Source organism: Fibrobacter sp. UWH5 (assembly GCF_900142505.1).
Taxonomy (GTDB): Bacteria; Fibrobacterota; Fibrobacteria; order Fibrobacterales; family Fibrobacteraceae; genus Fibrobacter.
Genome location: NZ_FRBB01000022.1, coordinates 46,525 through 72,962 on the forward strand (window position 1 = coordinate 46,525; position 26,438 = coordinate 72,962).

A 26,438-nucleotide genomic window follows, 5' to 3' on the forward strand; every position below is an offset into this window, starting at 1 on the left:
CAAACAGAAATTTTGATTCCTCTCGCCATTTCTCAAGAGCATTTTTGTAAGCAACAGACCAAGAACGCAGATTATGAACATTAGATTCCATATGTTACAAACATATATTTTTCAAATTCTTTTAACAACCTAGTAGGTATTTCCGGCAACAAATCAATAAATTAAAGACCGTCTAGAGTTTAGACACGAAAAAAACGTTCCTATTCCGCACAATTGGTTTTCAGTTCCAGCGCACGTTCGTACAGATAATGCTTTGCAGAAACAGTAGGCTTTAAAATTCTATCGCAGGTCCAATATCTGTATTTGTCGTCCTGCAGATGGTCTGTCAATTCGCCCTCATTTTCTGCACATTGGCTACTAAATTTCGGGACATATTTTTCATCAACCAATTTATGATTATTGGAAGAAATTAAAAGGCGTTCCACAGATTTTACAGTCCTATCATTCAAGGACAAATACTGTTGGATGATAGCTATATAATCATCATCAAGAATATGCAATTCAAGACCATTTTGCGGTTCATCCACATAAACAACACACGCACGCCAACCATGTTCATCATAGTATTCATGAACAAAGGTTCGTTCTCCCGTAAAGATAACTTCATACCAAGGTTCCCCATGACCATATTGATGTGCAGAAGAATCAACCTTTATTTCGGGCTTGTATGATGCAAGGATTTCTTCCGGTGTCATGGAACGTTCCTCTGCGTAAATTTCTTCCATAGAATAGGATCTTGCTGAGGAACTGTAAGGTTCCTTTTCTTCATAAAAAGGATCTTCACTGGAGGAACTTACCATCGGCTCATAACCGCTAGAAATACCGGAAGGACCTGCATCAGGAAGCGTTGCTGATTCAAAGCGGCCGGATGTCGGTTCGCCAGGATTTGCGTTAGCCAACTTGTCGCAAGCAGAAACAAAGCGTCTTTCAAATTCAGAAAGTTCATGATCGAAATTACGTTCGCCAGTCCGTTCTATGCGACACAGGACATCGAAGGATTTTTCATTGCAGTTTTCATTTTCATCCAGCAAGGTTGCATCGTCTGCAAGGCATTCCTCAGAAATATCCTTCCATAGGGAATCACACATGTCGTAAGACACAACCGACTGGGCACTTGAATAACTAAGCACGCCCCTGCCTACAATCTTGAACGCAGCAGTAAAGACGATTTCACCCACGGTACATGTACCTTGCGCACCCTGTTCTTCTTGATAAACACGCACAACTGATCTACCGAGAAGATTTTCGCTAGACGGTTTTGTGGTGAAGATAATTTCATGAACTTCTGAAGAACTTTGGGGCACCACAGCCACAGAACTGGACGATTCCAATTCGCCAATCGTATTGGGTTCCGTGGCATTGCCCGCCGTTTCCTTTTCGGAGCAACCAAACGCTACAAAAAACAAGGCTATCGTTAATACCAGCGAATAAAAAATCTTCATACCCTAAATTTAGGCTTTTTGAGGGCGTTAAACACTGTTGTAGTCCCGCACATTCTTCGCATTCTTTACCTCACTGGCATTTTTCACTTTCTATATGATTCATTGTGAATCATATAGAAAACCGTTTTTCAAGAATTTATTCCAAAGTCAATTTCACTACACATTTTCAAAATCCGAATTGACAAATCAAAAAACTATATTCAAATCCATGAAACCCATCTTTGGATACAGTGACTATCGAGATTACATCAGGGATTATTTTGAGGAACGCAAAAAACATTCCGCTTTCTCCTGGCGTGAATTCAACAGATTAGCAGGATTTGCCTCCCCCAACTACCTAAAGCTTGTTTGCGACGGGAAAAGCAAGCTAAGCAAGAAAAGGGCGGGATTCGTTGCAGCCGTAATGAATTTATCTGCCAGCGAACAGGACTTCTTTGAGCTGATGGTCGCCATAGACAACACCACTAACGAAGCCGACCGGAAAGCACTGACTTTGGAATTGCGCAAAAAGGCCCGCAAGTCAAAAGCCCGCATCATCGATGCCGATGCTTATGTTTTTTACGAATCCTGGAAGTACCCTGTCCTTCGTGAATTGGCCCCTTTGATGCCAGGAGCAAGTTCCAAGAAAATCGCAGATGTCTGCCACGAAAAAATTTGCGCTGAAGATGTTGAAAATACTCTGCAGTTTTTGGTGAATTCCGGATTTCTGGAAAAAGATGAAAAGGGACGCTACACGCAAACGGACGCCAACGTGACCGGTTCCAAGGAAAGCCTCCCCCGCGCCATGCGCGAAATGCAGCGTCAAATGGCAGCTCTCGCCGAAAAAGCCATCGGCAAGTTTTCAAAGGACGAACGCCACTTTCTAGGAATCACCTGCGGCTGCGACGAGGAAACCTACAAGAAAGTAACCGCCGAACTAGAGGATTGTCGCGACCGAATCACAGCCATCACTTCCGCCGCCAAGAACATCAATCAAGTGTTTCGAATCAACCTGCAGATGTTTCCCCTAACAAAGAAAGTGTAAAAATTATACGCAAGGAAAAGCCTTATGAAAAAATTCCTATTGCCAAGGATGAACCAGAAAAAGGAAAACTGGTGACAGAGAAATTCAAGGCCATGTCGGTTGTAACGGGCAACATCCAAACATACAATGGGCATGGCACAGTCTCTGCTCAGAAATTAAACCTCAGTTTTAAATATTGGATCCACGTTACCGGTGACGAAACCTCTTGTACTGTTAAAATGACTAAGTTTAGAATGTGGATGAACGATGGCGAAGCCGAATGGGTGCGTCCGGATGACGCCGGCAAAATGACATGGGACCCGATGTTCCGCTCCATCGGGGAGCAGTTGGAAGACGACAACGAATAAACCCCTCTACAAAAAGAGAGATTTTTTAAAATTCGTGAAAAACAAGCCAAAAAGATTTGTATTTTTCGTGATTTTTGCTAAAGATTTTTAAAATTCGTGAAAAACTAGCCAAAAAGATTTTCATTTTTCGGTAAAATAAACAGACACAAAAAAAATGACTTTCGTGTTCCCCCAGCTAAAGCTGAGGGACAAGTTCATCGTCTACACAAAGAATTTGGAAGTCAAGGACGGATTCACCTACCTGCCGGTATACATGGCAGGATTGATCTAGAAATCATCCCATATGATTCACATTGAATCATATGACATCCAAATTTTTAATAAAGCCCTTTTTTGACGTAAAATTTTTTAGGAAGGACCTTGTGTAACAAGGTTTTCTTTTTTTAGTATTTGCTAGGTATACCAAACCCCTTGCTTTTGTAAAAAAAACTTACATTTGTAAAGACTGAACTCTGGAGTTTTTATGGATTATCGCAAAACGGCCTTAGCACTAGGACTTGCCACGGGAATGTCCTTCGCATCGGTATCCCTCAGTTTTTACGAAAAGACAGACGGTTACACCACCACCAACGCCAAGTTTGAATTGGATCAAAAATCCTGAACTCCCTGGGTAAAGGAAAAAGGCTACGTAACCACAACCATTACCGGTTCAGAGTTCTCCTCTGGCTTGACAGTCACCCCGAATGAAACATGCGAAGGCTACCTTACCGGCATCGTCAATTACGGCGGTACCTGCGGAAGCAACAGTCTTGCCGCCTATGGCTATTACGACGGCTACTGGTACGAAATCGGAGCCTTCTCAAGTGGTCAGGCGTTGTCAATCGAATGTGACTACTCTAAAATAGCCTTCCAGGCGCAAACTTTCTCTACAAAGGAATGTAGTGTATCCATCAATTCTATTGCCATTGGCGGCCCAAGTGATGTTATCGTTACAAAAGCCAGCGTGACAAGCGATTATACCAATTACGTCAGAAGCAACGACACCATCTACTTCACGGTACCGTTCACTGCAAAGATGGAAAGCATAACCCCTTACTTTATGGGATTATACAGTTCGGTCACTCCCAGTACCGCACAAGATTTTAGCAAGGGGCCTGTTACCTATACATTCAAGTCCAAAAGCGGACTCAGCACCAAAGACATCGTCCTAAACATAAGCCGAACCCCAGGCGATACCAATGCGGCAATTGTCAATGTTTTTGACTTCTGTTCAGAAAGCAAAGTTTATCAGTGGTACCAAACATATTCAGACTCCCCCATTATTGATGTTACAAAAAGTACCTTGGCTAAACAAGGCACATACTGCACAGAGGGAACAAAAATCACCCATCCCCAAAATTCTGGCGACACAGGGCTGGTCGAGTTAAAGCTTTACAAATGGGTACCAGATTCCATTCGTCATAATTTGTATGGCCGATACAGTGCCGGCAGATCAAATTCAAACTACGCCGGATTAAAATTTTCCGGCTTGGCGAAAAGGAATTGGTATAAGAATGGCGAGCCAATCAGTGTTGACTTGTTCAATACCCCCATTGACCTAGAAAGCTCAGTTGTAGAAGTCATTGCACAAAACGGAAGTCCTATTCACTATTACAAATTCAAATTTGTTGACGTCATAGAAGAAAACAACTACTTGAGCCAACTGCTCATGATCGACACCACAAAACAGGAATACATCTACCCAAGAACCATTTATGACCCGGAATCTCCCAACGACACGGGAAAGATTATTTACGACCTTCCCTACAAGGGAACGCCCGTTGCAAAACTGTTTGCCTGCGGTTCTGGAGATGATTTTTTAGTTGAGAACACCTTTTGGAGAAATTGCGAAAGAACATTTTCTCTTCCCGATACGAACATCACCTTGACTATTACCGGGAAAATGTACGGTACATCCGGCATGTATGCTACACTGACTAAAGACTACGATAAAAAGACTTATGCCCTTAAAGTCGTTAGACAGCCAAAGGTCTGGCCTGATAACAACGTCTCTGGCATTTACGTTGTAGACCTCACCGACAACAAAAATTTCTCTGCCATTGCAGCAACTCCCAACGCAACGAGTCAAAAGTTCAGCATAAACCTGGCTGATAAAAGGTCAAGTATAAACTATAGCGACTATGACCTCTATGTCGCAATGCCCAATCCATTCGCCACATATTCTTATGAACCCACAAACTACGATTACCCCGTATGGGGTCAGGGAAGTATACTTTCAATTATAACCTACAATGAAATCAACAAACGAACAGTTCTTTCAGCAAATGTTGTTCACAAGGCTGAAGAACAGGATGTTGCCGAACTAAAGTCATTCTTTATCGAAGCCGGGCTTGCATATTTTGAAGGTAAAATTGATCAGGAAAACAAGATTGTTCACGTAGACCTCCCCTTCGAAATAAACTTGAAGCGAGCAACCATCGTTTTTGCCGGCCCACATAAATCCTATTCCGAGAATTATAAAATTTTCCATGAATATGACTTAAGCGACACCATTGACTTTGACTTCCATTCCGCAGATAGCAGCAAGACCACCATTTATAAAATCGTGGCAACATACAACCCGGACATGTACAAGGAAGAACCAACTATAGATCCTGGTAAGGATACCAGCGAGGCTTCGTTTGCGAAAATTTTAGACAACGCCAGTGCAACAGTCAAATTTGCGGAAAACAACCTCATTTACACAGGCGACATCCACGAAGTAAAGTCAATCGTTATATATGACGCCCTCGGAAATAAGGTTTATTCTAAAACAGGTTTTGAATATCCCGTCATGAATTTAGAAATCCTAAATCAGGGAGTTTATGTAGTAAAAGTTCAAACTACAAACGGAATGTCTTCACTTAAATTCACAAAGAAGAAATAAACGATCTACATTTCCGAAAAGGCATCCGTCATCCCCGAAGTCACCTTGGACCTGCGTCGCGTTGGTAACGACGATGTTTCTTACACCGCATGGGCCATTGACGTTCCCGTTCTCTTCCACTATACCCCAGTCATGAACCTCTACGTAGAAGCAGGTCCGCAGATTGCCTTGATCCTGTCTGGTTCCTGGGATGTTTCTAGCAGCGGTTCCTTCTACGACGATGGTGACGACTATGGTTGGGACGACTATGACTATGGTTGGAACGACTATGACTATGACTATGGCTACGGAGCATCTAGCGCAGCAAGCAACCTCCTCGACGACATGTACAAGAAGAACACCTTTGAATTCAGCTTGGTATTCGGTCTCGGCTACGATGTTTCCCCGAACATTGACGTAGGCTTCCGCTACATTCTCGGTCTTACCAATGTGTTTGACGATCTAGACCTGGGCCCCCTCGGTTCTTCCGAAGTCGATATTCAGAATTACCAGATGCAGTTTACTGTAACCTACTGGTTCTAACATTTTCTACCTTCGGATATGCGAAAGGCTTGAGTTTTCCACTCAAGCCTTTTTTCTTTTTCAATTCAAATTCTAGAACAGCGTTTTGACACCGACGCCCACAATACCATCCAAGTAGCTTTCGCCATTGCGAAGGGCATAATAAAAATTGACGCTCCAATTCTTGCGATACTGAGTAAAGACCAAGCCGTATTCCTGTTCACGCTTCCAGCCATGATCCGGACGAGGAGCGCGATACAAGCCCGGCATATAGAAGCCTTCAATGCTCAGGTCATAACCATCCTGCCAAAGCAAAGCGAACTCGGTATAGCCATAGGCCCGACTACGCAGGAATCGATAATCCATTCCACGAAAATCGTTCATGCCTCCCAAGGCAAATAGATCTTGACGATCAAGGTCAGCATCGGGAGCGAATATTCCACCGGCGGCACCACTGAATCTTGTAATCCAGTTTGCGTAAACCGGTACATAGCGCACCAGGGAGCCTCGCACCTTCAAGTAATGATCCAGGGAATCGGGACGAGAAAAATTCCAAGAGGCAAGTCCATAAAATTTGGTTCCGCTACGAGGTAAAGCAAACCGGTCAAGGGACGTGTAGGTCAACTCCAACGAGGACGTCTTTTCATTATCACCGATTCCTACAAAGACCCCAATGGTAAAATCAAAACCGATATCGCGGCTAATGCCCACTTCGCCGTAAGCTTCGCGGGTTGAGGAATCTTCGTCAAAATAGCCGCGGGCAATAACGTTCCAGGCAGAGCCAAAAATCCAGGGTTCCTTATAGGAGCCTTCAAGACGGCGGGAATCTGCGGCTGTATAACCTTCCAGTTGTAGGTCGCGGGCTGTCCCCAAAATGTTGTACAGCGACACGTTGACATTACCTTCCCACAAGTCATTTTCGCTGGAATAAGTCAGCAAGGCTTCCGCCTCGGACATGGCTGCAGCCCGCATATTGAACACGGGAATGATACGGTTCCGGTAGGCATCTCGATACATGCGGGGTTTACCCACTTCTTCAAAGTACCCCACACGGGCAAGTTTATAATTAGCCCGCTCCAGATCTCTGGGGGAAACATAGGAGCCCACTTCCAGTCCTGTCAATTTACGGAACACTTCAGGTTTGGTTCCGGTAGAATCCATATTTTCTGCAGGTCCCCACACCCAGGCACTGCCACGATTCAACTCCAACAGCAATACAGCGGTATTCGTTGCCTCACTGGAGTCAGCAGGATTTTCCAAAAGTTCGCCAACAAGACTTGCAGCAAGGAATCCGCCATTTTCATAACGTTCCTGGATTTTTCGAGAGGTGTTTTTCCAGACGGGGCCGTTCAAACCTTCGCAGGGCATTCCAACAAGATTCGCAGCATCAGCTTCATCAGCCATCTCGTGGTCGCCATTCCACACCACGTCAGAAATACGACATTCACCACCAAAGGCAATGCTCACCAAAAGAAGAAATGTCAAGAATAATCTAATCAAGGCAACGAAATATAAGATACAAATTATGAGATACTAGATTCTTCGCTCAGAATGACACCAACTCATCACTGTTAACTGTTAAAACACCGCTCTGGCTTCTGTGCTGAGTTTCTGGAAAACATTTTCCTCGGAGTTACCAAAGCGCAAAATGTAATGGCAGCCCAGAGAAATAAAATCATTCATGTCAATGGAAAGGGAGAATTCAAAACGATAGGTACGGCCATCACTATAACCGGACAGGACCTGATAGGGGATGTAATCCCCCCGGTCGTCCACCTGGATTACAGAAAAATTCGCAAAGGCATCCACTTTTTTTTGCTTGTTATATCCGACTCTAAAAGCGCCTTCCCAAAGGTCAGCTTCAAAATCATTATCAAGATCATCAGCTCCAGTTCCCTGGCGGTAACGGCCTAGAGGCTGAACGAAAAATCCGTTCAAGAAATCAAACCGATATTTCAAAGAAACATCATAGATGTTCCAGTTCCAAATTTGCAATGCAGAAAGTTCATCATCTTCCATCAACAGGTCCGTCCCAACAAAGTGATCAGGATTTATGCGATAGCCCGTTTCGATTTCATGGGAATAGACCGTTTCGAAATATGAAACGGAGCTGAGTTTTTTTTCAAAGGTGGCACCCGGTTTATAAGCGAGACTAACACCCGACGGATGTTCCCATTCCACCAGACCTTCCATGTTGATGCGTCCCGAAGTGGTTCGGCGCAAGGCGGCTGCAGTGACCGGAGGGAAATACAAAGTGCGTCCTGTCGTATCGCTACCTTCTCCATTCCAGGAACCGCCAAAAGTAACATCACGCAAAATTCCTCGTTTTACACCAAGAGACACACCGGGATTCCAGCGGAAATCAAATCCGAAGGAGGCGTCCGACGAAAGAACGGCCCCCACGGAATCATTACGTCCCATACCGTCATAAACGAAATCGCCATTGTCGACTCCCTCGATAAACGTTCCCGTCAGGCTATCATAGCGCACATCTCCGGTACCAGGCGCCACCGCCTTATACACAGCCGTATAAATTTGCTCTTCTGTCAGACCGATTTTATAAGTGACGTTTCCCGTCAGGCCAATTTCGTCACCACCCATTCGGGAATTCAATTCCCCCACCCAGCTATTTCCCCCCTCGGAGGAATCGCGGGCAATACGTTCATACTGCAGCAGGTGATTCAAACTAAAGTAACGGGCTCCGTAATTCGCTTCCTGCAACCACATGGCCGACCGCAAGGAATCCGCCCATTCATTGCCATAGGTATCGCCCCTGCGACAGGCGATTCGACCTCCTGCACTTTCACGCAAGAAGCCTTTGTCAAAATACATCCCGAAACCGCCTGTGGATTTTCCGTACAGGACTTCATTATGTATCGCTCCCACGCCACCGTCAATTCCTGCCACATCAGAAGTTTCATCAATTCGCGTGTAGCGGAAATCGCCGCTGCCAAAGGGGCGTACAAAGCCCTGTAAAAATTCAGCGGAAGCGGTTCCCTGGTAACGTTCCATATTCCGGTCTGCGGTACTAGCCACACGAATCAAGGCCACTTCACTTAGGGTGTTTCTATTCCGATGTTGCAACGAAATTTTCGCCCTCGAGGAATTCCATTCTTCCCCATCGTTTCGGCGGTACCCCCAAAGGGCATTCCCGAACCAGCCATTTCCAAAGGCCGTGCGGAATTTTACCTCGTCGTAAAGCAAGTCGTCATCCAAGAAAGCGGAACCACCGTAGGCCAAATCCCACTGGTCCTGCAAAATGTATGGATCCCAGTCCGAATTTATGCTGCGGAACTCCGTAACATCATAGCCTTCCATAATGCGGTTGCCGTAAACATCCATGGCCAACGGGAAATGCAGCAAGTCCCTGGTAGAATCTGTGGTAACAAACCAGCGGAACGCCTTGCCTTCCGGCCCACCCACATGATCAGAAACCGTATTGGAATCGCTCTTGTTCAGAGCCACTTCCAAGTCTGCGTAGAATTGCCGGTTCTGCTGAACGCGAAGGCGGGCCCCCATACGAGCGCTACGATCGGGGCGACGTAAAGCCCTCAGGGAATCATCACGAACAAAAACTTCTCCGCGGTCAGACTTCAACATATTGTAATCTTCGTCCGTCCACACGCCGCGACGCAAACGGTCCACATCGTTCTCCAACTGGAACATGGAAAGATCAAGATACAAGTTGGGATGCCTATAACTGGCGGCAGCCCCCTTCAGAGAATAAATGTTGTCATCTTCGTAGGCGTCGTACTCCACCCGAATTTCATCATCAAAGCTAGGAACAATGGAACCCTTGAAATCCAGCATACCGCCAGCATAATTCACCAGATAGTCTACACCGCGGGTCAGCTTCACCCCATTCATCCAGACCGTTTCGGACTGGGGCACAATGGCTACAAAGCCACCAGACGCATCCAGGGAATACCCCTCGCGCTGACCGCTGACACCATTCAGAGTTCGTCTAAAATGTTGAACCTCGTCGGTGCCAACAACGCCACGAACCTCAGTGTACCCCCCACCGAAATCACCACGCACACCACCCATGGCCCCAAGGCTACTCCGTTCAACGGAATACAGTTCCAAGGAATTGTCGACCCAGTTCAAATCCCCCAGATGCAAAAAATAACGGGGCGATTCCACGCGAAAGTATATTTGGTCCACTTCCCGCAAGGTAGCCGTGGTCTGGTCACCCGCCTTGCGGCCCACATCCGAAAGCAGGGCGTCAATCCATACGCTGTCGGCGAGACGCCCCGTTATAGAGAGGCGCAGCTCCTGATCCACCTGGGTGCCGCCATCGCCCACCGTAATCTGCACGGTCTTATAGCCGTGGGTTTCGACGGAATCATGACGAACATTTTCCGATGATTCATCCACGGAACCCAAACCGTTAGCGGTACTTATTGCGTCCCCATTACTTCGTACAAGAATGGAGGGGTCCCACACAGGCAATGAATCAACATTCATTGCAAACGCAAAATTTATAAGGGAAAGTAAAAAGAGCAGGCGAAGCCGTCCCAAACGCAATGGGCGGGACATAAAGGCTACCTACGGACGGGTTCCACAAGGAACTGCTGAGTCGACAGAAGCTTTCGACCTGCCGCCAGGTCAACACTCCACTCACCCGGTTTCAGAAGTTTTGGGACAATGGTCGTATGGCAAACGCCCATAGAAACAATGCAATTTGACTTCTGGACCGTATCCGCCCCGTTGTACCAAATATGCAACAAGGTATCGGATTCCAACTTTACAGACGTGGACAAGGTGGAGTAATAGTAAAGGCGAGTGCCTTCTTCAAAAACGCTATCTACACCGAAAGGGGAACCGTTCACGATATGGCTGCAAACCACACTCTGAGCAAGGGAAAGTTCTGCGTCGGCGGAGGAGCTAATAGAAACATCATCCAGGCAGAAGGCCACAATACGATGCACCAAGAAGCCGAAAAAGACGGCAACCACAATGATTGTCGTCTTTCTCAAATTACGTAATGCGGTAGCCTTTGCCACGGAATACCCGACAAACTAACTAGACCAAACTAGCGGACCAGTCGGCTGGTATTCTGGGTAAATGCAGGAACGGCATCCACCAGCTTTTCGACCAACAGGCGGTTGAAGTCCTCGATGCGGTTGGGCAGATGGTTGCCCGGGAAGATCTGCACAAGGAGCAAGGCCTGGTCTACAGGGGAAATGTAGATGGAACGATTGTCGCCAACATAAGAGACAGAGTTGAAATTTTCGCCACCCAACATGAGACCCACCTGCTTGGCGGAGTCAAAGGAAGCGGTGCTCAGCACTGCCAGCGGAGTGGCATCGACACCAATGGAACCCACTTCTGCAATAATGGAACCATCGCGGTGGCAGAGCACAATGTATTCGGCCTTAATGCTAGCCTGATAGGCAGACATCAAACGGCGGACTTTGTCAGCATCATCAGAATAAATGGTAAAATCACTCATGAGTAGATTCCTTAAAAATCAGATTAGTCCTTCTTCTTGGGAACGTAAGGACGCAGTTCGATTTCGTCGTCAGCCTCGTTGTTGGGCTTTGCTACATCACGACCAAAGGTGGGCATACGGGGAACCGGGGCTGCAGCGCGGGGGCGACCGAAGGGGGAAGATGTGGCTCCCTTCTGGAATAGACCACCACCGGCAGATGCAGGAGCGGCAGCACCACCAGCTGCTGGCGGCTTGGCTGCGAAAGAGGGCATGCGGAACGGAGATGCAGGGGCGGCGGCCTGTGCCGGCTGGGCGGTTGCTTCCTTAACGGAAACACCATCCTTGGTCAGGGACACATCGTGAACGCCAGCGTTGTTTGCATTGGCGGCAGCCTGGCGGAGGAAGCCCTGCTTGACGTTGAACTTTTCAATCACCAGCATAGCGATGGTCTTCAGGGTAGTAACCACGCCCTTACCGTTATGGGCAGTTGCCGGGAAGAAAGGCACGTTGCGCTGATTCAGTTCAGCATTCAGTTCTTCAAGAGTAAAGACGTTTTCCATGTCGCGCTTGTTGTACTGAAGCACGAAAGGCATATCGTCCAGGTCCATGCCGTAGTCCTGCAGGTTCTGTCTAAGGTTCTGCAAGCTTTCCAGGTTTTCGGCCTGACGGGAACGCTGGGAGTCAGCCACGAACACGATACCATCCACACCGCGAAGCACCAGCTTACGGGTACTATTGTAGTACACCTGACCGGGCACGGTATAAAGCTGGAAGCGGGTCTTGAAACCCTTAATGTCACCCAGGTTCAGCGGAAGGAAGTCGAAGAACAAGGTTCGATCACCTTCGGTAGCCAAGGAGACCATGTCCGTACGCTTGTCTTGCGGCATCTTCTGGTGGATCACCTGCAAATTGGTGGTCTTTCCGCTCAAGCCCGGACCGTAGTAAACAACTTTACAACTAATCTCACGTGTAGCAAAATTTATTGACGACATTACAAATCCCTGAATACTCAGATTTTCAATTAATCGTTGATAATTTAACAAAAAAAGAAATGTTTTTAACAATCAAAGGATGAATTGAAACGTCCAAAAGCAAGTATTTCGGCAAAAAAAAGAAAATTTTACGTAAAAAGGGGAGCGCGGGACAAGTTCCGCATACATGGGAAAGACAATTAATAGAAAATAGGTAAAAACAGGAAAGGCCGATACAGTTTCCTGTATCGGCTAAACCTTAAGCACTTAACTAAAAATTAAGCGAGGCTGTTGATGACCTTAGCGGCCTTAGCCTTGTAGTTGGCAGCGCGGTTTGCGCAGAAGCCAGCGCGATGCTTTGCAGCAGCCTTGTCCAGCATGCTAAACAGTTCCGGCATAACCTTGAGGGCTTCTTCCTTGGTGGAAGCAGAACGCACAGCCTTGAGAGCGGTACGGATGGCGGAACGGGTAGAACGGTTCATGGCATTGGCCTTTTCGGCCTGAAGCAAACGCTTTTTGCAAGATTTGTGTTGAGGCACCTTATTATCTCCGGGTGAAAACCTACTTAAAAATGTTGGCACAAAGTTAGTAAATGTTTGAAACTTTTCAAGGGGTGTTCAAAAATTTCTACTTTTAGGGCCATGATTCCCTTCGTAAACCTGCAAAAACAGCGTGATTTCTACAAAAACGAGTTCCTCGAGGCCGAGAAAGAAGTGCTGGATAGCGGCTGCTTTATCGGCGGCCCTCAGGTAGACAATCTAGAAAAAGAGCTGGTCGATTACATCGGGCTCCCCGATTTGCAGGCCATTTCCTGCGGAAGCGGCACCGACGCCATCACCATTGCGCTTATGGCATTGGGGCTCAAACCAGGGGACGAGGTCATCGTTCCGGACTTTACGTTTATCGCTCCGGCGGAATGCGTCGCACTGTTGGGCGGAACCCCGCGATTCGCCGACATCAACAACCAGACGTTGCAGATCGACCCCGAAAGCGTTAGAAGCCTTATAACAGATAGGACCGTCGGCATTATCGGAGTGGATTTATTCGGGCAGTGCGCCCCCTTCGAAGAACTGCGCAGAATTTCCGACAAGCACGGACTCTGGCTGCTGGAAGACGCAGCCCAGGCTTACGGAGCCAAGTGCGGGAACCAGACGGCTTGCACCTTGGGCGACATTTCCATTACAAGTTTCTACCCCACCAAGCCTCTTGGCTGTTACGGAGACGGCGGGGCCATGTTCACTCGAGACAGCCAACTGGCCGAAAAAATGCGAATGCTGGCCAACCACGGCAGCAAGGGACATTATCATCATGAAATTTTAGGCTTGAACAGCCGACTGGACGCGTTACAGGCAGCGATTCTCCGCGTCAAGTTGCGACACTTGAAGGATGAACTTGAAATTCGACGGAATAACGCCTGCAAATACGACGAACTATTCCACGATTCAAACATTTCCCATAAATTAGGCGATCCCATCCCTCAAACTTTATCCCCAGGAAACGAAAGTTCCGTAGCACAGTATACCCTGCTGGCCCAAAATCGTGAAAAATTCATCGAAATCCTGAAGGGTATAGAAGTTCCCTATTGCATCCACTATCCCGCCCCCCTTTCCGAGCAAAAATGCTTCCGGGAAATCCTCGCAGATAAAACCGGCAACGGCCCAGTCTACACGCCCAACGCACACCTGGCATCAACACAAGCCATCAGCCTTCCTGTCTGCGCCTTTACCGACGTTGACGAAATCATCGGCCGCATTAAAAATTTCTAAATTTGCGGCGTGCCGTTTTATTCGCCAGAAATACTCAATGACCTCAGAAGCCGCGTTGACATTGCGCAGGTGATTGAAAATTTCATTCCGCTAAAACGATCTGGTAACGGAAACTACATGGGGCGATGCCCTTTCCATGACGACCGATCTCCATCAATGAACGTAAACCCAACGCTAGGCATATACAAATGTTTTGCTTGCAACGCTGGTGGCAATGTATTCAAGTTCGTTCAAGAACATGAAAAAATAGACTTTATTGCGGCCGTGGAATGGGTAGCAAATTTTGCAGGTTACGCATTACCTCAACAGGAAAAAAACGAGAACGCCGAGGTTTCCGAAGAGCGGGCCATGGTCCGCAAGCTAAACGAGCTGGCTTGCCAATGGTTTGAAAGTCAGCTGTCCATGAGCCAGAAGGCCCTGGAATACCTGGCCAACCGACACATCACCGAAGAGACACGCAAACTGTTCCACATCGGCTACGCTCCCGATGGCCGCGAAGGTTTTATCGGATATGCAGCCAAGAACGGATTTTCTCCCCTGGACTGCGTCAAGGCAGGTCTCGCCGTGGAACGCGAAAACGGCGGAGTGTCTGACAAGTTCCGCGACCGTCTGATGATCGCCATCCAGAACCAGTCCGGAATCGTAGTGGCATTCGGAGGACGCGACCTCTCTGGCAATTCCCCGGCCAAGTACATGAACAGCCCGGAATCAGCCACCTACCACAAAAGCGACATCCTCTTCGGATTCAACCACAGCCGCGTAAGCATCGCCAAGGAAAAATCCGTCATCATCGTGGAAGGCTATTTCGACCTGATGAGTCTCTATCAGGGCGGCGTCACCAACGTGGTGGCCGCATCGGGAACCGCCCTCACCGAAAATCACGCCAACATCCTTTCTCGCTACGCCAAGACCGCCTACCTGGTTTTTGACGGTGACGCCGCAGGCAAAAAGGCAACCCTCCGCAGTTTGGAAATTGTGTTGCCCAAGGGAATCGCCCCCCGCGTTTTTGCACTGTCCCGGCCCGACGGCACCAAGATCGACCCCGACAACTTCGTAAACGAACAGGGTCCCGACGCCTTCAGGCAGGCACTCACCCAAGCCGAAGACTGGCTCAACTATCTGGCCATGGAACGCAACCCCCGCACCCCCGAAGAAAGGGCGGAATTCGTCAGCTACGTCAAGAGCTTGGTTAAAAGTATAGACGATCGCGAACTGCAGAATCAATATCTCAAACTTATTTCGGAACGTTACAATACAGACCGTTCCCTGGCACACGTCAAGAGCATCAAGCCCGCCTACAAGGCACCTCGCCCCGTGGCAAGTTCCAACTCCCAGGACGAAGTCATCCCTCAGTTGGAGCAGGAAGCAAGCATCGACTGGGCCATGATCCCGCCCATGGAAGTACGCTTCGCCAACCTGATTCTGCGCAACCCCACCTTGATGGACCGAGCCGCAGAATACTTCGACATGGACTGGGCCACCAGCGGCATCCAACTTTTTGAATCCCGCGTCGTAGAAGATTTCATCAGTTCCACCGTGGCCATCTACCTGGAATCGGGTTACCACTCTCCCCAACTTTTGTACGAGAACTTCTCTCCGGAACTGCGACTGTTCCTGGAAGGCCTCCCCGAAGAGCAGTGGAAGTCCCCCCAGGAAATCAAGGAATTCTACCAGACCCTGACTGTGCTTTCTACAAAACTTTGCGACAGGCAAAAACGCATGATTCCCCTGAACTCCAACGACGCCGTTGAAATCAGAATGCAGATGTCCAAGTTCACCCAGGGAATGCAAAAAATCAACCAGCTCTACAGCACCGAAAAAATCGACATCAACGCCTTCGCCGACCAGGTGGTCAAAAGTCGAAGCATGTTGATGAAGTTCCAAGCGGCCATCCCCGACAATGGGTATTGATTATTTTGGGGTTCGCAAACAAGGAACGCAGACTTTATAAATAAAGAGGAAAAAATGTTAAGCATCAAGAATCTTAAGGCAAGCATCGAAGACGGCACCCAGATTTTGAAGGGCATCAACCTGGAAGTAAAGCCCGGTGAAGTCCACGCCATCATGGGCCCCAACGGAAGTGGCAAGAGCACCCTTTCAAAGGTCATCGCAGGCCATCCGGCTTACACCGTCAACGACGGCGTCGTAGAACTTGACGGCAAGAACCTCTTGGACATGGAAATTTGCGAACGCGCCAATTCCGGCTTGTTCATCAGCACCCAGTACCCCACCGAAATCCCCGGCGTAAATAACGTGGAATTCCTGCAGATGGCATTGAACTCCAAGCGCAACTTCCTGGGCCTCCCGGAAATGAGCGCCGACGAATTCAAAAAACTCTGCGAAGAGAAGATGGAACTTCTGGAGATGGACAACCGCTACCGCGACCGCGGCGTCAACGAAGGTTACTCCGGCGGCGAAAAGAAGCGTAACGAAATTCTCCAAATGGCAATTCTCGACCCCAAGGTTTCCTTCCTGGATGAAACCGACTCCGGTCTGGACATTGATGCCCTGCGCATTGTGGCAAACGGCATCAACCACATCATGAGCCCCGAAAAGGCAGTGATTCTGGTGACCCATTACCAGCGCCTGCTGGATTACATCAAGCCCACCTACGTTCATGTGCTGCGCCATGGCAAGATTATCCTAAGCGGCGGTCCTGAACTGGCTTTGAAGCTGGAAGAACAGGGCTACGACTGGATTGAAGAAAAGTAATCGAGGGCCAAATGAGCTATATGAATTCTGAATTAGCACAGGCCGCCCAGGCTCGCATCAACGCCCTTGGCATGCCCAAGCGCAACAACGAGCTGTGGAGTTTCTTCCCGGTCCATAAGATTCCATCTGTAGTGGATGCTGGTGCCGATTGCACTGCTGGTGGGATCGTCGCGAACAGCGCCGCTGTGGAATGCGCCGACTTCGGCATTGCCGCCGAAACCGACATCGCAGCCCTCCTGCCCATCGCAAAGTCCGCACCCGCCATGAAGAAGGATTTTGCCGCAGGCGAAACCGAAATGGGCCTCATCAAGAGCCGTGACGACTTCGGTCACAGCATTTTCAACATCGGGAAGAACGCCAAGGTCTCCCTGGAAATTCTGGACAACAAGGTGGAACACGAAATTGCCGCCGAGCGCTTCGACATTAACGTGGAAGAAGGCGCTGAGCTGGAAATCTTCTTTGCCAACCCCGCAAACGAACTGCCGCTGCAGTTCCGCCATTTCGCGATTAAGCAGTCCGCAAATTCTACAGTTCACTTTTCCAACATCCTGCAGGACGCAGGCATTGGCCGCATCAGCATTGACGTAGACTTGAACGGCGAAGGCGCCAACTTCGACTACCGTTCTCTCAGCGTGTTGAAGGGCTCCGCCAGCAAACATCAGCGCCTGACCATCCGTCATAACGCACCCAACACCGTCAGTTCCCAGTTCGCCCGCAACCTGCTTGACGAAAAGTCCTACGTCAGCTACGACGGCAGCGTCATTGTGGGTAACGGATGCAGCCAGGTGAACTCCAGCCAGCTGGTGAATTCCATTCTCCTAGGTGACGAATCCAGCGTTTCCGTAAAGCCCGTGCTGAAGATTTACCACGACGATGTGGAATGTACCCACGGTAATACCTGCGGCGAACTTGACGCCGACCAGATGTTCTACTTGACCAGCCGCGGCATCCCCGCCGAAACCGCCAAGAAGATGCTCATGAAGTCCTTCGCCAAGGAGCTGTTCCTGCCCCTGAACGACGGCCCCGCCAAGAAGCGTCTGCTGCAAGTTCTGGCATACCTGTAGTTAAATCAAAGTTTTGTTAACGAAAATCCCCGGAAACGGGGATTTTTTTGTCAATAAAAATAGCTTTTCCATTAAAATACCTCTCAAATGACATTTTTTTGTCAATAAAACTTTATACATTAGGAGTATGAAACTTTTATCTAAAATCCTGGTCTCTTTAGCTATTTTCTCGGCATTTGCTTTCGCCAACGTTCAAAGTATAGCCGACACTTTGCACAACAAGGTTTCAGAAAATATTGAAAAGAAAATCGCTGCAACCGAGGCCGCAGTAACCGAGATTTCCAAGTTGGCAAAAGGCGAGCCATCCGATTCCGCCATCCTGGAACGTCTCAACAAGACGGATTCCTTAGGCGAAGCCACAGCAAAAAAGCACGCCGTCTGGATCAAGCTGGAAGGCGACGTGGAGCCCGCCATGTACGACTTCTGTGCCCGCGCCATTGGCGACGCCTTAAAGGAAAATCCGGACTACATCATTTTTGAAATCAACACCTTTGGTGGCCGACTTGACGCCGCATTCGACCTGGTAGACACCATCATGGCGATTCAAGGTCCACAAACCATCGCCTTTGTAAAGAAGAAAGCCATCAGTGCGGGCAGCCTTATCGCTCTTGCCTGCAGCAAGCTTTATATGATGGAAGCCACCACCATCGGCGACTGCGCGCCCATCGTACAGAACGGAGACGGCACCCCGCAGATTGTGGGAGAAAAGATTCAGTCCCCTCTCCGCGCCAAGTTCCGCAACCTGGCCCAGAAAAATGGTTACCCCGAGCTACTCAGTTCTGCCTTTGTAACACCGGAACTAGCTATTCTTGAACTCAGCACGACATTGGATGCCGGTAAGAAGACCGAACGAGATACGTCCATGATTATTGAAGCCGCAAAGTATGAAGTTCTAAGTCAGAAGGACATCGAATTCTGGGGTGCACCCAAGATTCTTGTAAAGGAAGGAGAACTTCTGACCATGACGGACAAGGAAGCTCTAGAACTGGGTTTTTCTCAGGGAACCTTCAAGAGCCGCAATGAATTCGAAAAGACTCTTTTCATCGAAAGTCGTAGTGAAGTAGAAACGACCCTGGGAGAAGACATCGCCAGCGCCATTGCCGCCATTAGCGGATTGCTATTAATTCTTGGATTCGGCGCCCTGTACATTGAGTTCAAGACTCCTGGTTTTGGAGTTTTTGGAATTGTCGGTATCGCATTGATTGCCGTGGTGTTCCTAGGACAGTTCGCACCTCAGCTAGACGGAATGTTCCCCGCCATTCTCCTGATTGCAGGCGTAGCCCTTTTCCTAGTTGAAATTTTTGTAATGCCAGGAACGTTCCTCTTTGGCGTAGGTGGCATTATCTGCATGATTCTAGCCCTTGCCTTTAGCTATGATCCTGCCAATATTCCCGAATACGTTCCCGAAGCTACTGAAGAAACCTTTGATGCCCTTCCCTGGCTATTCGGATTATTCTACATGCTTTGCTGTGCGGCAATCGCACTCATATTCCCCATTGCGGCAAGCAAATACATTATTCCATTACTACCTGAAGGCTGGACTCCTATGTTGAAAACTGATTTGGAAACAGCCTCCTCCCCCACGGAAGCGGTCAGCGAAATTCACGTTGGCGATATCGGAGTTGCAAAGACATTCTTACGTCCCGTTGGACAAGCCTCCTTTACATTGCCTGACGGGAGCGTCAAACTTTATGATGTTCATACAAAAGGTGAAATCATTGAGGCCGGTCAGAACATCAAGGTAGACGCTGTGCAGGAAGGTCACATTTGGGTCGTCGTAAACGACGAATTATGATGTACTAAGTACGAATTACAAAATCTATAATCGCGGCTGCGCCGCCTTACTTTTTCTCATAATTCATAATTCATAATTTATAATTGAAAACAACCTCTTCTTTACGGAGAAATATCATGGATACACTCGTAACCGTAGGCATTGTCATTGCCGCCATCGTCGTCATCATTCTTCTCGCCTTTATCGGCAAGTTCTTTAGCCTCTGGCTTCAGGCCTTGTTCTCCAGGGCAAACGTCAGCATCTTCCAGCTCATCGGTATGCGCCTCCGTAAAGTGCCACCCCAGGTGATCGTGGAAGCCCGCATTCTTAGCTGCAAGGCAGGCCTCCCTGTAGACACCAACTTGCTGGAAGCCCACTTCCTTTCTCGCGGAAACGTGCTCCGCGTGATCCAGGCTCTCATTGCCGCCAACAAGGCAAACATCAAACTGGACTTCAAGGAAGCTGCGGCTATCGACCTTGCCGGTCGTAACGTTCTTGAAGCCGTCCAGATGTCCGTGAATCCCAAGGTTATTACAACGCCCAAGGTTTCCGCTGTGGCTCTGGATGGTATCCAGCTTCACGCTGTTACCCGTATTACCGTCCGTGCAAGCATCCAGAAGCTGGTTGGTGGTGCCGGTGAAGAAACCGTTATCGCCCGTGTTGGCGAAGGCATCGTTTCCTCCATCGGTTCCGCACAGAGCCACAAGGAAGTTCTTGAAAACCCCAACATGATTTCCAAGAAGGTGTTGGCATCCGGCCTGGACGCTGGTACCGCATTCGAAATTCTCTCCATCGATATTGCCGACGTTGACGTTGGTCAGAACATCGGTGCAATCCTCGAAACCGACCGTGCAGAAGCTGACAAGAAGATCGCTCAGGCTAAGGCGGAAGAACGCCGCGCCATGGCATTCGCCGCCGAACAGGAAATGAAGGCCAAGGTCATGGAAATGAAGGCTAAGCTAGTTGAAGCTGAAGCCCAGATTCCTATGGCCATGGCAACCGCCCTCCGCGACGGAAAGCTTGGCGTCATGGACTATTACAACATGAAGAACATCGAAGCCGACACCCAGATGCGTAAGGAAATCGGGACTGGCAGCGAAGCTGCCAAGTAGCGTAAAGTAGAAAGGATAAAGGTTAAAGATGTTCGCCTACAGGAAACTTAAGGTTTATCAAAAATCTTTGCAATGGGTTATAGACGTATATAATCTTACGTCAACATTTCCAACTGCAGAGAAATTCGCTTTGACAAACCAAATTCAACGAGCCGCAGTTTCTGTAACATCAAACATTGCAGAAGGCTCTGGCAGAACGTCTACCAAAGATTCGATCCATTTTTTGGAAATAAGTTTTGGATCTCTGATGGAAGCACAAAGCCAATTGGAAATCGCTGCTCTTTTGAATTACATTTCCAAAGAGCAACTCACATCCATTGAATGCAAAACGGAAGAAATTGCCAAAATGCTTTCTGGCTTAAAGTCTGCGAAATCAAGAAATTCAAATTAGCAATCCTTTAACCTTTATCCTTTAACCTATAACCTAATAACTCATATGGAAGGTTTACTCATTCTTATCGGCATCTACGTTCTTGATATTGTCATCAAGAAGGTTGCTGCAGGTAAAAAGAAACAACAGGATCAACATCGGGAAATTCCTCCTGATGACGAATTCGATAATGAACAGCAGGAAGAACAGACTAGCCATACAAAGCCACGTTCCCTGCAAGATCTTATTCGCCAATTTGAGGAAGCTCAACGAGATGCATCCCAGGGCACCTACGTTCCGCCATCTCCCGAAGTAGAGGATGATGAGGAAGACGTGGGCCTGCCAGTCGTCACGCCGGCGAAGCCCGGAGAATACACCTTCAGCGAAATCGCCGAGTCTGTCGTCCAGTGGGAATACGTCAGCGTTGATTTACTGCAGGAAGCTTTCGGTTTCTCTGAGCGGATTGCCCAGCAGGTTCTTGCGGAACTTCAGGCAAAGCGCATCGTCGGCCGCGACATGGGCGATGGAGATTGCGACCTTCTTGTCCACGACAAGGTTGAGCTAGACAACCACTTCAAGCGATTACAGCGCGAAGCGGAAGAACAGCAGGCTGCAGCCGCCCAGGAAGCATCCCTCCAAGAACGTCGTGAAGCCGAGCTGAAGCACCAAAAGGAATTGGCAGAACTTGAAGAGCGAGCCCGGCAACTACGTGAGCAGGCTGGTCAGGGAACGTCTCCTGACATGAATGAAGCTATCGGGGAACCTTGTCTAGCCAGTACAGACAACCACGTCCACACACGCAATCTTGACAAGTTCGAAATCCGCCGCGGCTTCATCTGGGCAAAGGTTCTCGACGAGCCCCGCTTCAAAAAACGCTGGAGCGCCCGGGCACGTTAGTTGTCAGACAACTCTTAAAAGCAAAAGCGTCGAGGTTTATCCCCCGACGCTTTTTCATTTTCGATTTTAGAACTATGCGATAAGCAGTTCTTAAATTTCCCCGAGTGTTCACTACCCTTGCGCAAATCGGCTCAGGAAGCTAGCAAGGCGTTCGTTACCGGACTGGTTGAAGACAAAGTCAGGTGTTCCCTGTTCCACAATCACACCCTGGTCCATAAAGATTACTTTATTCGCAACATCACGGGCAAAGGCCATTTCGTGGGTCACGATAACCATGGTCATCTTCTGGTCGGCAAGGCCCTTGATAATCTTCAGCACTTCGCCGGTCAGTTCCGGGTCCAGGGCGCTGGTAGGTTCATCAAAGAACAGAATCTTGGGCTGCATGGCCAAGGCGCGGGCAATGGAAACGCGCTGCTGCTGGCCGCCGGAAAGTTCACAGGGATAGGCCTTTTCCTTGGTTTCAAGTCCCATCTGCTTAAGCAGTTCGCGGCCACGCTTGCGAGCTTTTTCACGATCCATTCCCAGAACGCGGATAGGCGCGATGGTCAAATTCTGAAGCACCGTCAAGTGCGGGAATAGATTGAAGTTCTGGAAAACCAGACCTGTAGACAAACGAATTTCGCGAAGGACACTGGCAGGAGCGTACTTGGCAACGCCCTTCTTGTCCACACCCACAACCATGTCCTTGCCATTCACGCAAACCGTACCGGCATTCATGGTTTCCAGCTGGGTAATGCAGCGGAGAAGCGTAGACTTGCCGCTACCAGAGGGGCCAATGATAGAAAGAACTTCGCCTTCCTTCAGGTCGAAGGAAATATCTTTCAGCACATGATTATCACCAAAAGACTTCTTTAGGTGTTCTACTTTCAAAACAGCGTTCATACTCATCTTTAACCTTTATCCTAGATTCTTCACTTCGTTCAGAATGACACCGAAACGTATCACTTATAATAGTTCAGCTTCTTTTCTACGTAGGCGAAAAGGCAACTGAGCAAAAGGTTTGCGATATAGTAGAACACGCCAGCCACAAACAGCGGATAAATGCTGGCGTAGGCAGCCTGCTGCTTTTTAGCCAGAGAGAAAAGTTCCGCCACGGCAATGACCTGAGCCAGGGACGTATCCTTCACCAGGGTAATGACTTCGTTGGCGCTGGCGGGAACAACCTGCTTTACAACCTGGGGGAAGATAATGCGGAAGAAAGTCTGGCCGCGGGTCAGGCCCAGCATCTGGGCAGCTTCGTACTGGCCCTTGGGAATAGCCTGAATGCCACCGCGGAAAATTTCGGCAAAATAGGCCGCATAGTTGATGGAGAATGCAGCCACCACCGCCGGGAAGCGGTCAAAGGAAATTCCTAGGCCAGAGAATTCGCTGAGGTAATAGGACCCGAAATAGATAGCTACAATCTGCAGCAAGAGCGGTGTCCCGCGCATCACGGAAATGTAGAAGGACACCGGATAGCGGACAACGCGGTACTTGTTCATCTTCAGCACTGCGACCAAGAGTCCCAGCGGAATGGAGAACAATAACGTAAGTCCAAAGATTTCTAGAGTGGTAACGAAACCGCCCCACAAAACTGGCAGAAGAGTAAATAAATCAGACATATCAGCAATGAGGTTTGAGGTTCGCAGCTACGCTGCTAGAGGTATGAGGTTTTTATTTGGCGCTCCGCGCATTATATTAAAAGCGCCAAAGGCGCCATGCTTCGCTCAAAGTGCCGAAGGCACGCCCTCACACCTCAAAGCGAAGCGACCTCGATCCTACTTACCGAACCACTTGGTCTGGATTTCAGCGAACTTGCCGTCAGCCTGCATAGCCTTGATGGTTTCGTTCACGGCGTCGCGGAGAGCCTGGTCCTTCTTGCGGAAGCCGATAGCATAGACTTCATCGCTGAGGCCTTCTTCAAGAACTACGAAATCCTTGGCGTTGGAAGCGATCCAGTACTTGGCAACGATTTCATCCAGGAATACAGCGTCTACACCGCCCTTGTCCAGGTCCATCATAGCGGTCTGGTTATCATCGAAGGGAACGATTTCCTTGGCGGCCTTGCCAGCGTCAGAAGCTTCGAGCAACTTCTGGGCAGTGGAACCGTTCTGCACGGCAATCTTCTTACCGGCGAGAGCAGCGAGATTAGCAAGAGCCTTGTCCTTCACGGAGAAAATCATGCGGTTCTTGAGGTAAGCGTCGCTCAGGTTCATGGCGGCAGCGCGGGCAGAGTCAACACTCATGCCGTTCCAGATGCAATCGATCTTGCCGGTGTTCAGTTCCTGTTCCTTGGCGTCCCAGGAAATGGGCTGAGTCTTGAGAGTCACACCGAGACGGGCGCAAACTTCAGCAGCCAAGTCAATGTCAAAGCCCACAATGTTGTTGTCCTTGTCGCGGAAGCCCATGGGCGGGAAAGAGTCATCGAGGCCCAGCACGAAAGTGCCTGCAGCCTTCACCTTGTTCAGGGATTCGTCAGCCTGTGCTGCGTTATCATTCTTCTGTTCGTTGCAGCCGAACAAAAAAGCGGTACAGCAGGCAACCATAGCGATCTTAGAGAAAATCTTCATTGTGTAACTCCTTAAAATTTACAATGGTAAATGTAGTTAAAAACAAAAAAGAACCCCGCCCGGAGTTTACCCGAACGGGTTCTTGACTTGCTCAAAGGCCTGAAGCCCCACACCTCAAAGGGAGCGAAGCGACCGACCTCATACCTCTTAATCCTTACCGTACACCTTTTCAGCGTAGGTAGCGGTTGCCATGAGGTATTCGCGGTTCATCTTGGCGATGTAATCCACGGTGATACCCTTCGGGCAAGCAGCCTGGCATTCGTAAAGGTTGGTGCAGTTACCAACGCCTTCCTTGTCCATCTGAGCCACCATAGCGAGCACGCGCTTCTTGGCTTCGACCTTGCCCTGCTTCATCTGTTCTTCGTTGACAATGTCCAGCATTTCCAGGAAGGTCGAATGTATGGGAAAATTACAAGGATTCAAGCAACTTCTTGAAAAGTCGTTCGCCAATGTGACGACCGCTAGAACGCAATATTTCTACAGCTTCGCGAACTTCATCTGCAGAAATGTAGCCATCCTTATAAGCGGCTCTAAAAATGCCGATTGTACCCATTATGTTGAGACCGATTGTTTTGGCAACATGCCTTGCCCTGATTTCATCAACAAGAAGTAAGTCCGCATTTAACCGATCTGTCAAAACGAGAGCCTCACTCTCACCAAGGTCAAGCCCCGTAGCCCTCCTAAAAAGGGAGACTTCTTGAGGATTGACATCTTGTATTTCAATGAATTCACATTTCCTAATCTCTTCCGCTTCTTCAGAAAAGTCAGGATTGGCAGTTAATTCTTCAAATACGCCTTGAGACGTTCATAGGTAGCGACATCCTCTTCGACCTCGTCCCAATCCATATCAAAGTAGGCAAAGCCCTCATTGGCATAAAGCTCGATTAGCTGCCACTTTGTGATACCGAGAATTTCGGCAGCGCGACCATGCGATATGGTCTCGTTCTTTACAAACGGATGCAACAACAAGGCCAACTGCACAAGTTCGCCTTCTGGCTTCGTCGCAATATACGGCTCCATATCCACCGGGACCTGAAGTTGGACTGTTGTCATTTCCATTGTAAAGCCTCCACTCTTAATATATAATTTTATCAAGAATAAAGCAACCTAGCCGATTTACGTGACACTGTTAGATGCTGTTCACTGAGGAGTTTTTCCGAGGTGAAGCGTTTGGCGAATGTTACTGAATCGAATTATCTAGGATAAATATTGACAATACAAAATTCACAAAAAAAAAGAACCCCGCCCGGAGTTTACCCGAACGGAGTTCTAGATCCTTCGTCTCCGGCGCAAGCGCCTTCGCTCAGGATGACATGCTAGGAATTAGTCCTTACCATAAACCTTTTCAGCGTAGGTAGCGGTTGCCATGAGGTATTCGCGGTTCATCTTGGCGATGTAATCCACGGTGATACCCTTCGGGCAAGCAGCCTGGCATTCGTAAAGGTTGGTGCAGTTACCAAAGCCTTCCTTGTCCATCTGTGCCACCATAGCGAGCACGCGCTTCTTGGCTTCGACCTTGCCCTGCTTCATCTGTTCTTCGTTGACAATGTCCAGCATTTCCAGGAAGGACATGTCGGGAGAAATGTCGCTGATCTTGACAGTTTCGAAC

At 48.6% G+C, this 26,438-nt stretch carries 24 protein-coding genes and 3 pseudogenes; 13 read left to right on the forward strand and 14 right to left on the reverse strand.

Features of this window, described 5'->3' with window-relative positions:
* Window positions 1–200 precede the first annotated feature (200 nt).
* Entirely contained in the window at window positions 201–1,442 is a 1,242-nt protein-coding gene (locus BUB38_RS14055) for a hypothetical protein (protein WP_139258466.1), read from the reverse strand.
* A gap of 208 nt (window positions 1,443–1,650) precedes the next feature.
* Here BUB38_RS14055 and BUB38_RS14060 point away from each other — a divergent pair, with 208 nt between their 5' ends.
* The 5 genes from BUB38_RS14060 to BUB38_RS14075 all read left to right on the forward strand — a co-directional run bounded on the left by BUB38_RS14060 (window position 1,651) and on the right by BUB38_RS14075 (window position 6,201).
* The gene (locus BUB38_RS14060; RefSeq protein ID WP_073161370.1) at window positions 1,651–2,466 is read left to right on the forward strand and encodes a TIGR02147 family protein; all 816 of its coding nucleotides are present in this window, start codon (window positions 1,651–1,653) and stop codon (window positions 2,464–2,466) included.
* A gap of 71 nt (window positions 2,467–2,537) precedes the next feature.
* Window positions 2,538–2,813 carry a hypothetical protein gene (locus BUB38_RS16450; RefSeq protein WP_073161371.1) on the forward strand — a complete coding sequence of 92 codons (276 nt, stop codon included), beginning with the start codon at window positions 2,538–2,540 and terminating at the stop codon, window positions 2,811–2,813.
* A gap of 463 nt (window positions 2,814–3,276) precedes the next feature.
* A complete protein-coding gene (locus BUB38_RS16455) occupies window positions 3,277–3,414 on the forward strand; it encodes a hypothetical protein (protein WP_175547697.1) in 138 nt (45 codons plus the stop codon).
* A 66-nt stretch (window positions 3,415–3,480) separates the two neighbouring features.
* Window positions 3,481–5,679: a T9SS type A sorting domain-containing protein gene (locus tag BUB38_RS14070; RefSeq protein ID WP_073161372.1), complete on the forward strand. Its 2,199-nt coding sequence runs from the start codon at window positions 3,481–3,483 to the stop codon at window positions 5,677–5,679.
* A 45-nt stretch (window positions 5,680–5,724) separates the two neighbouring features.
* Window positions 5,725–6,201, forward strand: coding sequence for an outer membrane beta-barrel protein (locus tag BUB38_RS14075; RefSeq protein WP_073161373.1), 477 nt, complete (start codon window positions 5,725–5,727; stop codon window positions 6,199–6,201).
* Between the two features lie 72 nt (window positions 6,202–6,273).
* Here BUB38_RS14075 and BUB38_RS14080 read toward each other — a convergent pair whose 3' ends face one another.
* The 6 genes and pseudogenes from BUB38_RS14080 to rpsT all read right to left on the reverse strand — a co-directional run bounded on the left by BUB38_RS14080 (window position 6,274) and on the right by rpsT (window position 13,166).
* Window positions 6,274–7,665, reverse strand: a complete 1,392-nt coding sequence (locus BUB38_RS14080; protein WP_073161374.1) for a BamA/TamA family outer membrane protein — start codon at window positions 7,663–7,665, stop codon at window positions 6,274–6,276.
* A 93-nt stretch (window positions 7,666–7,758) separates the two neighbouring features.
* Complete coding sequence (locus BUB38_RS14085; protein WP_254794967.1) at window positions 7,759–10,647, reverse strand: hypothetical protein; 2,889 nt, start codon at window positions 10,645–10,647, stop codon at window positions 7,759–7,761.
* Window positions 10,648–10,724: 77 nt separating this feature from the next.
* Complete coding sequence (locus tag BUB38_RS14090; RefSeq protein WP_073161376.1) at window positions 10,725–11,186, reverse strand: hypothetical protein; 462 nt, start codon at window positions 11,184–11,186, stop codon at window positions 10,725–10,727.
* A 29-nt stretch (window positions 11,187–11,215) separates the two neighbouring features.
* On the reverse strand, window positions 11,216–11,635 hold the full coding sequence (locus BUB38_RS14095; RefSeq protein WP_073161377.1) for a roadblock/LC7 domain-containing protein: 420 nt from the start codon (window positions 11,633–11,635) through the stop codon (window positions 11,216–11,218).
* 407 nt (window positions 11,636–12,042) lie between these two features.
* Window positions 12,043–12,606, reverse strand: a pseudogene (locus BUB38_RS17065) (ATP/GTP-binding protein); the annotation flags it as partial.
* 257 nt (window positions 12,607–12,863) lie between these two features.
* On the reverse strand, window positions 12,864–13,166 hold the full coding sequence (rpsT, locus tag BUB38_RS14105; protein WP_349292358.1) for a 30S ribosomal protein S20: 303 nt from the start codon (window positions 13,164–13,166) through the stop codon (window positions 12,864–12,866).
* Between the two features lie 60 nt (window positions 13,167–13,226).
* On the opposite strand from rpsT, the gene BUB38_RS14110 reads away from it, so the two are divergent.
* The 8 genes from BUB38_RS14110 (at window position 13,227) to BUB38_RS14150 (ending at window position 22,280) form a co-directional block, all read left to right on the forward strand.
* The gene (locus BUB38_RS14110) at window positions 13,227–14,351 is read left to right on the forward strand and encodes a DegT/DnrJ/EryC1/StrS family aminotransferase (RefSeq protein WP_073161380.1); all 1,125 of its coding nucleotides are present in this window, start codon (window positions 13,227–13,229) and stop codon (window positions 14,349–14,351) included.
* 9 nt (window positions 14,352–14,360) lie between these two features.
* On the forward strand, window positions 14,361–16,262 hold the full coding sequence (gene dnaG, locus BUB38_RS14115; RefSeq protein ID WP_073161381.1) for a DNA primase: 1,902 nt from the start codon (window positions 14,361–14,363) through the stop codon (window positions 16,260–16,262).
* 54 nt (window positions 16,263–16,316) lie between these two features.
* On the forward strand, window positions 16,317–17,063 hold the full coding sequence (gene sufC, locus BUB38_RS14120) for a Fe-S cluster assembly ATPase SufC (protein WP_073161382.1): 747 nt from the start codon (window positions 16,317–16,319) through the stop codon (window positions 17,061–17,063).
* A gap of 20 nt (window positions 17,064–17,083) precedes the next feature.
* Window positions 17,084–18,127, forward strand: a complete 1,044-nt coding sequence (locus BUB38_RS14125) for a SufB/SufD family protein (protein WP_073161394.1) — start codon at window positions 17,084–17,086, stop codon at window positions 18,125–18,127.
* 127 nt (window positions 18,128–18,254) lie between these two features.
* A complete protein-coding gene (locus tag BUB38_RS14135) occupies window positions 18,255–19,922 on the forward strand; it encodes an NfeD family protein (RefSeq protein WP_254794969.1) in 1,668 nt (555 codons plus the stop codon).
* A 116-nt stretch (window positions 19,923–20,038) separates the two neighbouring features.
* A complete protein-coding gene (gene floA, locus BUB38_RS14140) occupies window positions 20,039–21,013 on the forward strand; it encodes a flotillin-like protein FloA (protein WP_073161384.1) in 975 nt (324 codons plus the stop codon).
* Window positions 21,014–21,041: 28 nt separating this feature from the next.
* A complete protein-coding gene (locus tag BUB38_RS14145; protein ID WP_073161385.1) occupies window positions 21,042–21,404 on the forward strand; it encodes a four helix bundle protein in 363 nt (120 codons plus the stop codon).
* 45 nt (window positions 21,405–21,449) lie between these two features.
* A complete protein-coding gene (locus tag BUB38_RS14150) occupies window positions 21,450–22,280 on the forward strand; it encodes a hypothetical protein (protein WP_073161386.1) in 831 nt (276 codons plus the stop codon).
* Between the two features lie 111 nt (window positions 22,281–22,391).
* Here BUB38_RS14150 and BUB38_RS14155 read toward each other — a convergent pair whose 3' ends face one another.
* The 7 genes and pseudogenes from BUB38_RS14155 to BUB38_RS14185 all read right to left on the reverse strand — a co-directional run.
* On the reverse strand, window positions 22,392–23,162 hold the full coding sequence (locus BUB38_RS14155) for an amino acid ABC transporter ATP-binding protein (RefSeq protein WP_073161396.1): 771 nt from the start codon (window positions 23,160–23,162) through the stop codon (window positions 22,392–22,394).
* Window positions 23,163–23,221: 59 nt separating this feature from the next.
* Complete coding sequence (locus BUB38_RS14160) at window positions 23,222–23,881, reverse strand: amino acid ABC transporter permease (protein WP_073161387.1); 660 nt, start codon at window positions 23,879–23,881, stop codon at window positions 23,222–23,224.
* Window positions 23,882–24,037: 156 nt separating this feature from the next.
* Window positions 24,038–24,829 carry an amino acid ABC transporter substrate-binding protein gene (locus tag BUB38_RS14165; RefSeq protein ID WP_073161388.1) on the reverse strand — a complete coding sequence of 264 codons (792 nt, stop codon included), beginning with the start codon at window positions 24,827–24,829 and terminating at the stop codon, window positions 24,038–24,040.
* A gap of 147 nt (window positions 24,830–24,976) precedes the next feature.
* Window positions 24,977–25,183: pseudogene (locus tag BUB38_RS14170) on the reverse strand (succinate dehydrogenase/fumarate reductase iron-sulfur subunit); the annotation flags it as partial.
* A 55-nt stretch (window positions 25,184–25,238) separates the two neighbouring features.
* Window positions 25,239–25,466 carry a PIN domain-containing protein gene (locus tag BUB38_RS16130; protein WP_139258468.1) on the reverse strand — a complete coding sequence of 76 codons (228 nt, stop codon included), beginning with the start codon at window positions 25,464–25,466 and terminating at the stop codon, window positions 25,239–25,241.
* 140 nt (window positions 25,467–25,606) lie between these two features.
* Window positions 25,607–25,888, reverse strand: coding sequence for a UPF0175 family protein (locus BUB38_RS14180; protein WP_073161389.1), 282 nt, complete (start codon window positions 25,886–25,888; stop codon window positions 25,607–25,609).
* 264 nt (window positions 25,889–26,152) lie between these two features.
* Window positions 26,153–26,438, reverse strand: a pseudogene (locus BUB38_RS14185) (hypothetical protein); the annotation flags it as partial.

Coding starts and splice junctions, on each gene's coding strand:
- BUB38_RS14060 (WP_073161370.1), top strand. CDS start 1,651: ATGAAACCCATCTTTGGATACAGTGACTATCGAGATTACATCAGGGAT.
- BUB38_RS14125 (WP_073161394.1), top strand. CDS start 17,084: ATGAATTCTGAATTAGCACAGGCCGCCCAGGCTCGCATCAACGCCCTT.
- BUB38_RS14180 (WP_073161389.1), bottom strand. CDS start 25,888: ATGGAAATGACAACAGTCCAACTTCAGGTCCCGGTGGATATGGAGCCG.
- BUB38_RS14095 (WP_073161377.1), bottom strand. CDS start 11,635: ATGAGTGATTTTACCATTTATTCTGATGATGCTGACAAAGTCCGCCGT.
- BUB38_RS14110 (WP_073161380.1), top strand. CDS start 13,227: ATGATTCCCTTCGTAAACCTGCAAAAACAGCGTGATTTCTACAAAAAC.
- BUB38_RS14055 (WP_139258466.1), bottom strand. CDS start 1,442: ATGAAGATTTTTTATTCGCTGGTATTAACGATAGCCTTGTTTTTTGTA.
- BUB38_RS14160 (WP_073161387.1), bottom strand. CDS start 23,881: ATGTCTGATTTATTTACTCTTCTGCCAGTTTTGTGGGGCGGTTTCGTT.
- sufC (WP_073161382.1), top strand. CDS start 16,317: ATGTTAAGCATCAAGAATCTTAAGGCAAGCATCGAAGACGGCACCCAG.
- BUB38_RS14085 (WP_254794967.1), bottom strand. CDS start 10,647: ATGAATGTTGATTCATTGCCTGTGTGGGACCCCTCCATTCTTGTACGA.
- BUB38_RS14165 (WP_073161388.1), bottom strand. CDS start 24,829: ATGAAGATTTTCTCTAAGATCGCTATGGTTGCCTGCTGTACCGCTTTT.
- BUB38_RS14145 (WP_073161385.1), top strand. CDS start 21,042: ATGTTCGCCTACAGGAAACTTAAGGTTTATCAAAAATCTTTGCAATGG.
- BUB38_RS14150 (WP_073161386.1), top strand. CDS start 21,450: ATGGAAGGTTTACTCATTCTTATCGGCATCTACGTTCTTGATATTGTC.
- BUB38_RS14135 (WP_254794969.1), top strand. CDS start 18,255: ATGAAACTTTTATCTAAAATCCTGGTCTCTTTAGCTATTTTCTCGGCA.
- BUB38_RS14155 (WP_073161396.1), bottom strand. CDS start 23,162: ATGAACGCTGTTTTGAAAGTAGAACACCTAAAGAAGTCTTTTGGTGAT.
- BUB38_RS16455 (WP_175547697.1), top strand. CDS start 3,277: ATGGATTATCGCAAAACGGCCTTAGCACTAGGACTTGCCACGGGAATG.
- floA (WP_073161384.1), top strand. CDS start 20,039: ATGGATACACTCGTAACCGTAGGCATTGTCATTGCCGCCATCGTCGTC.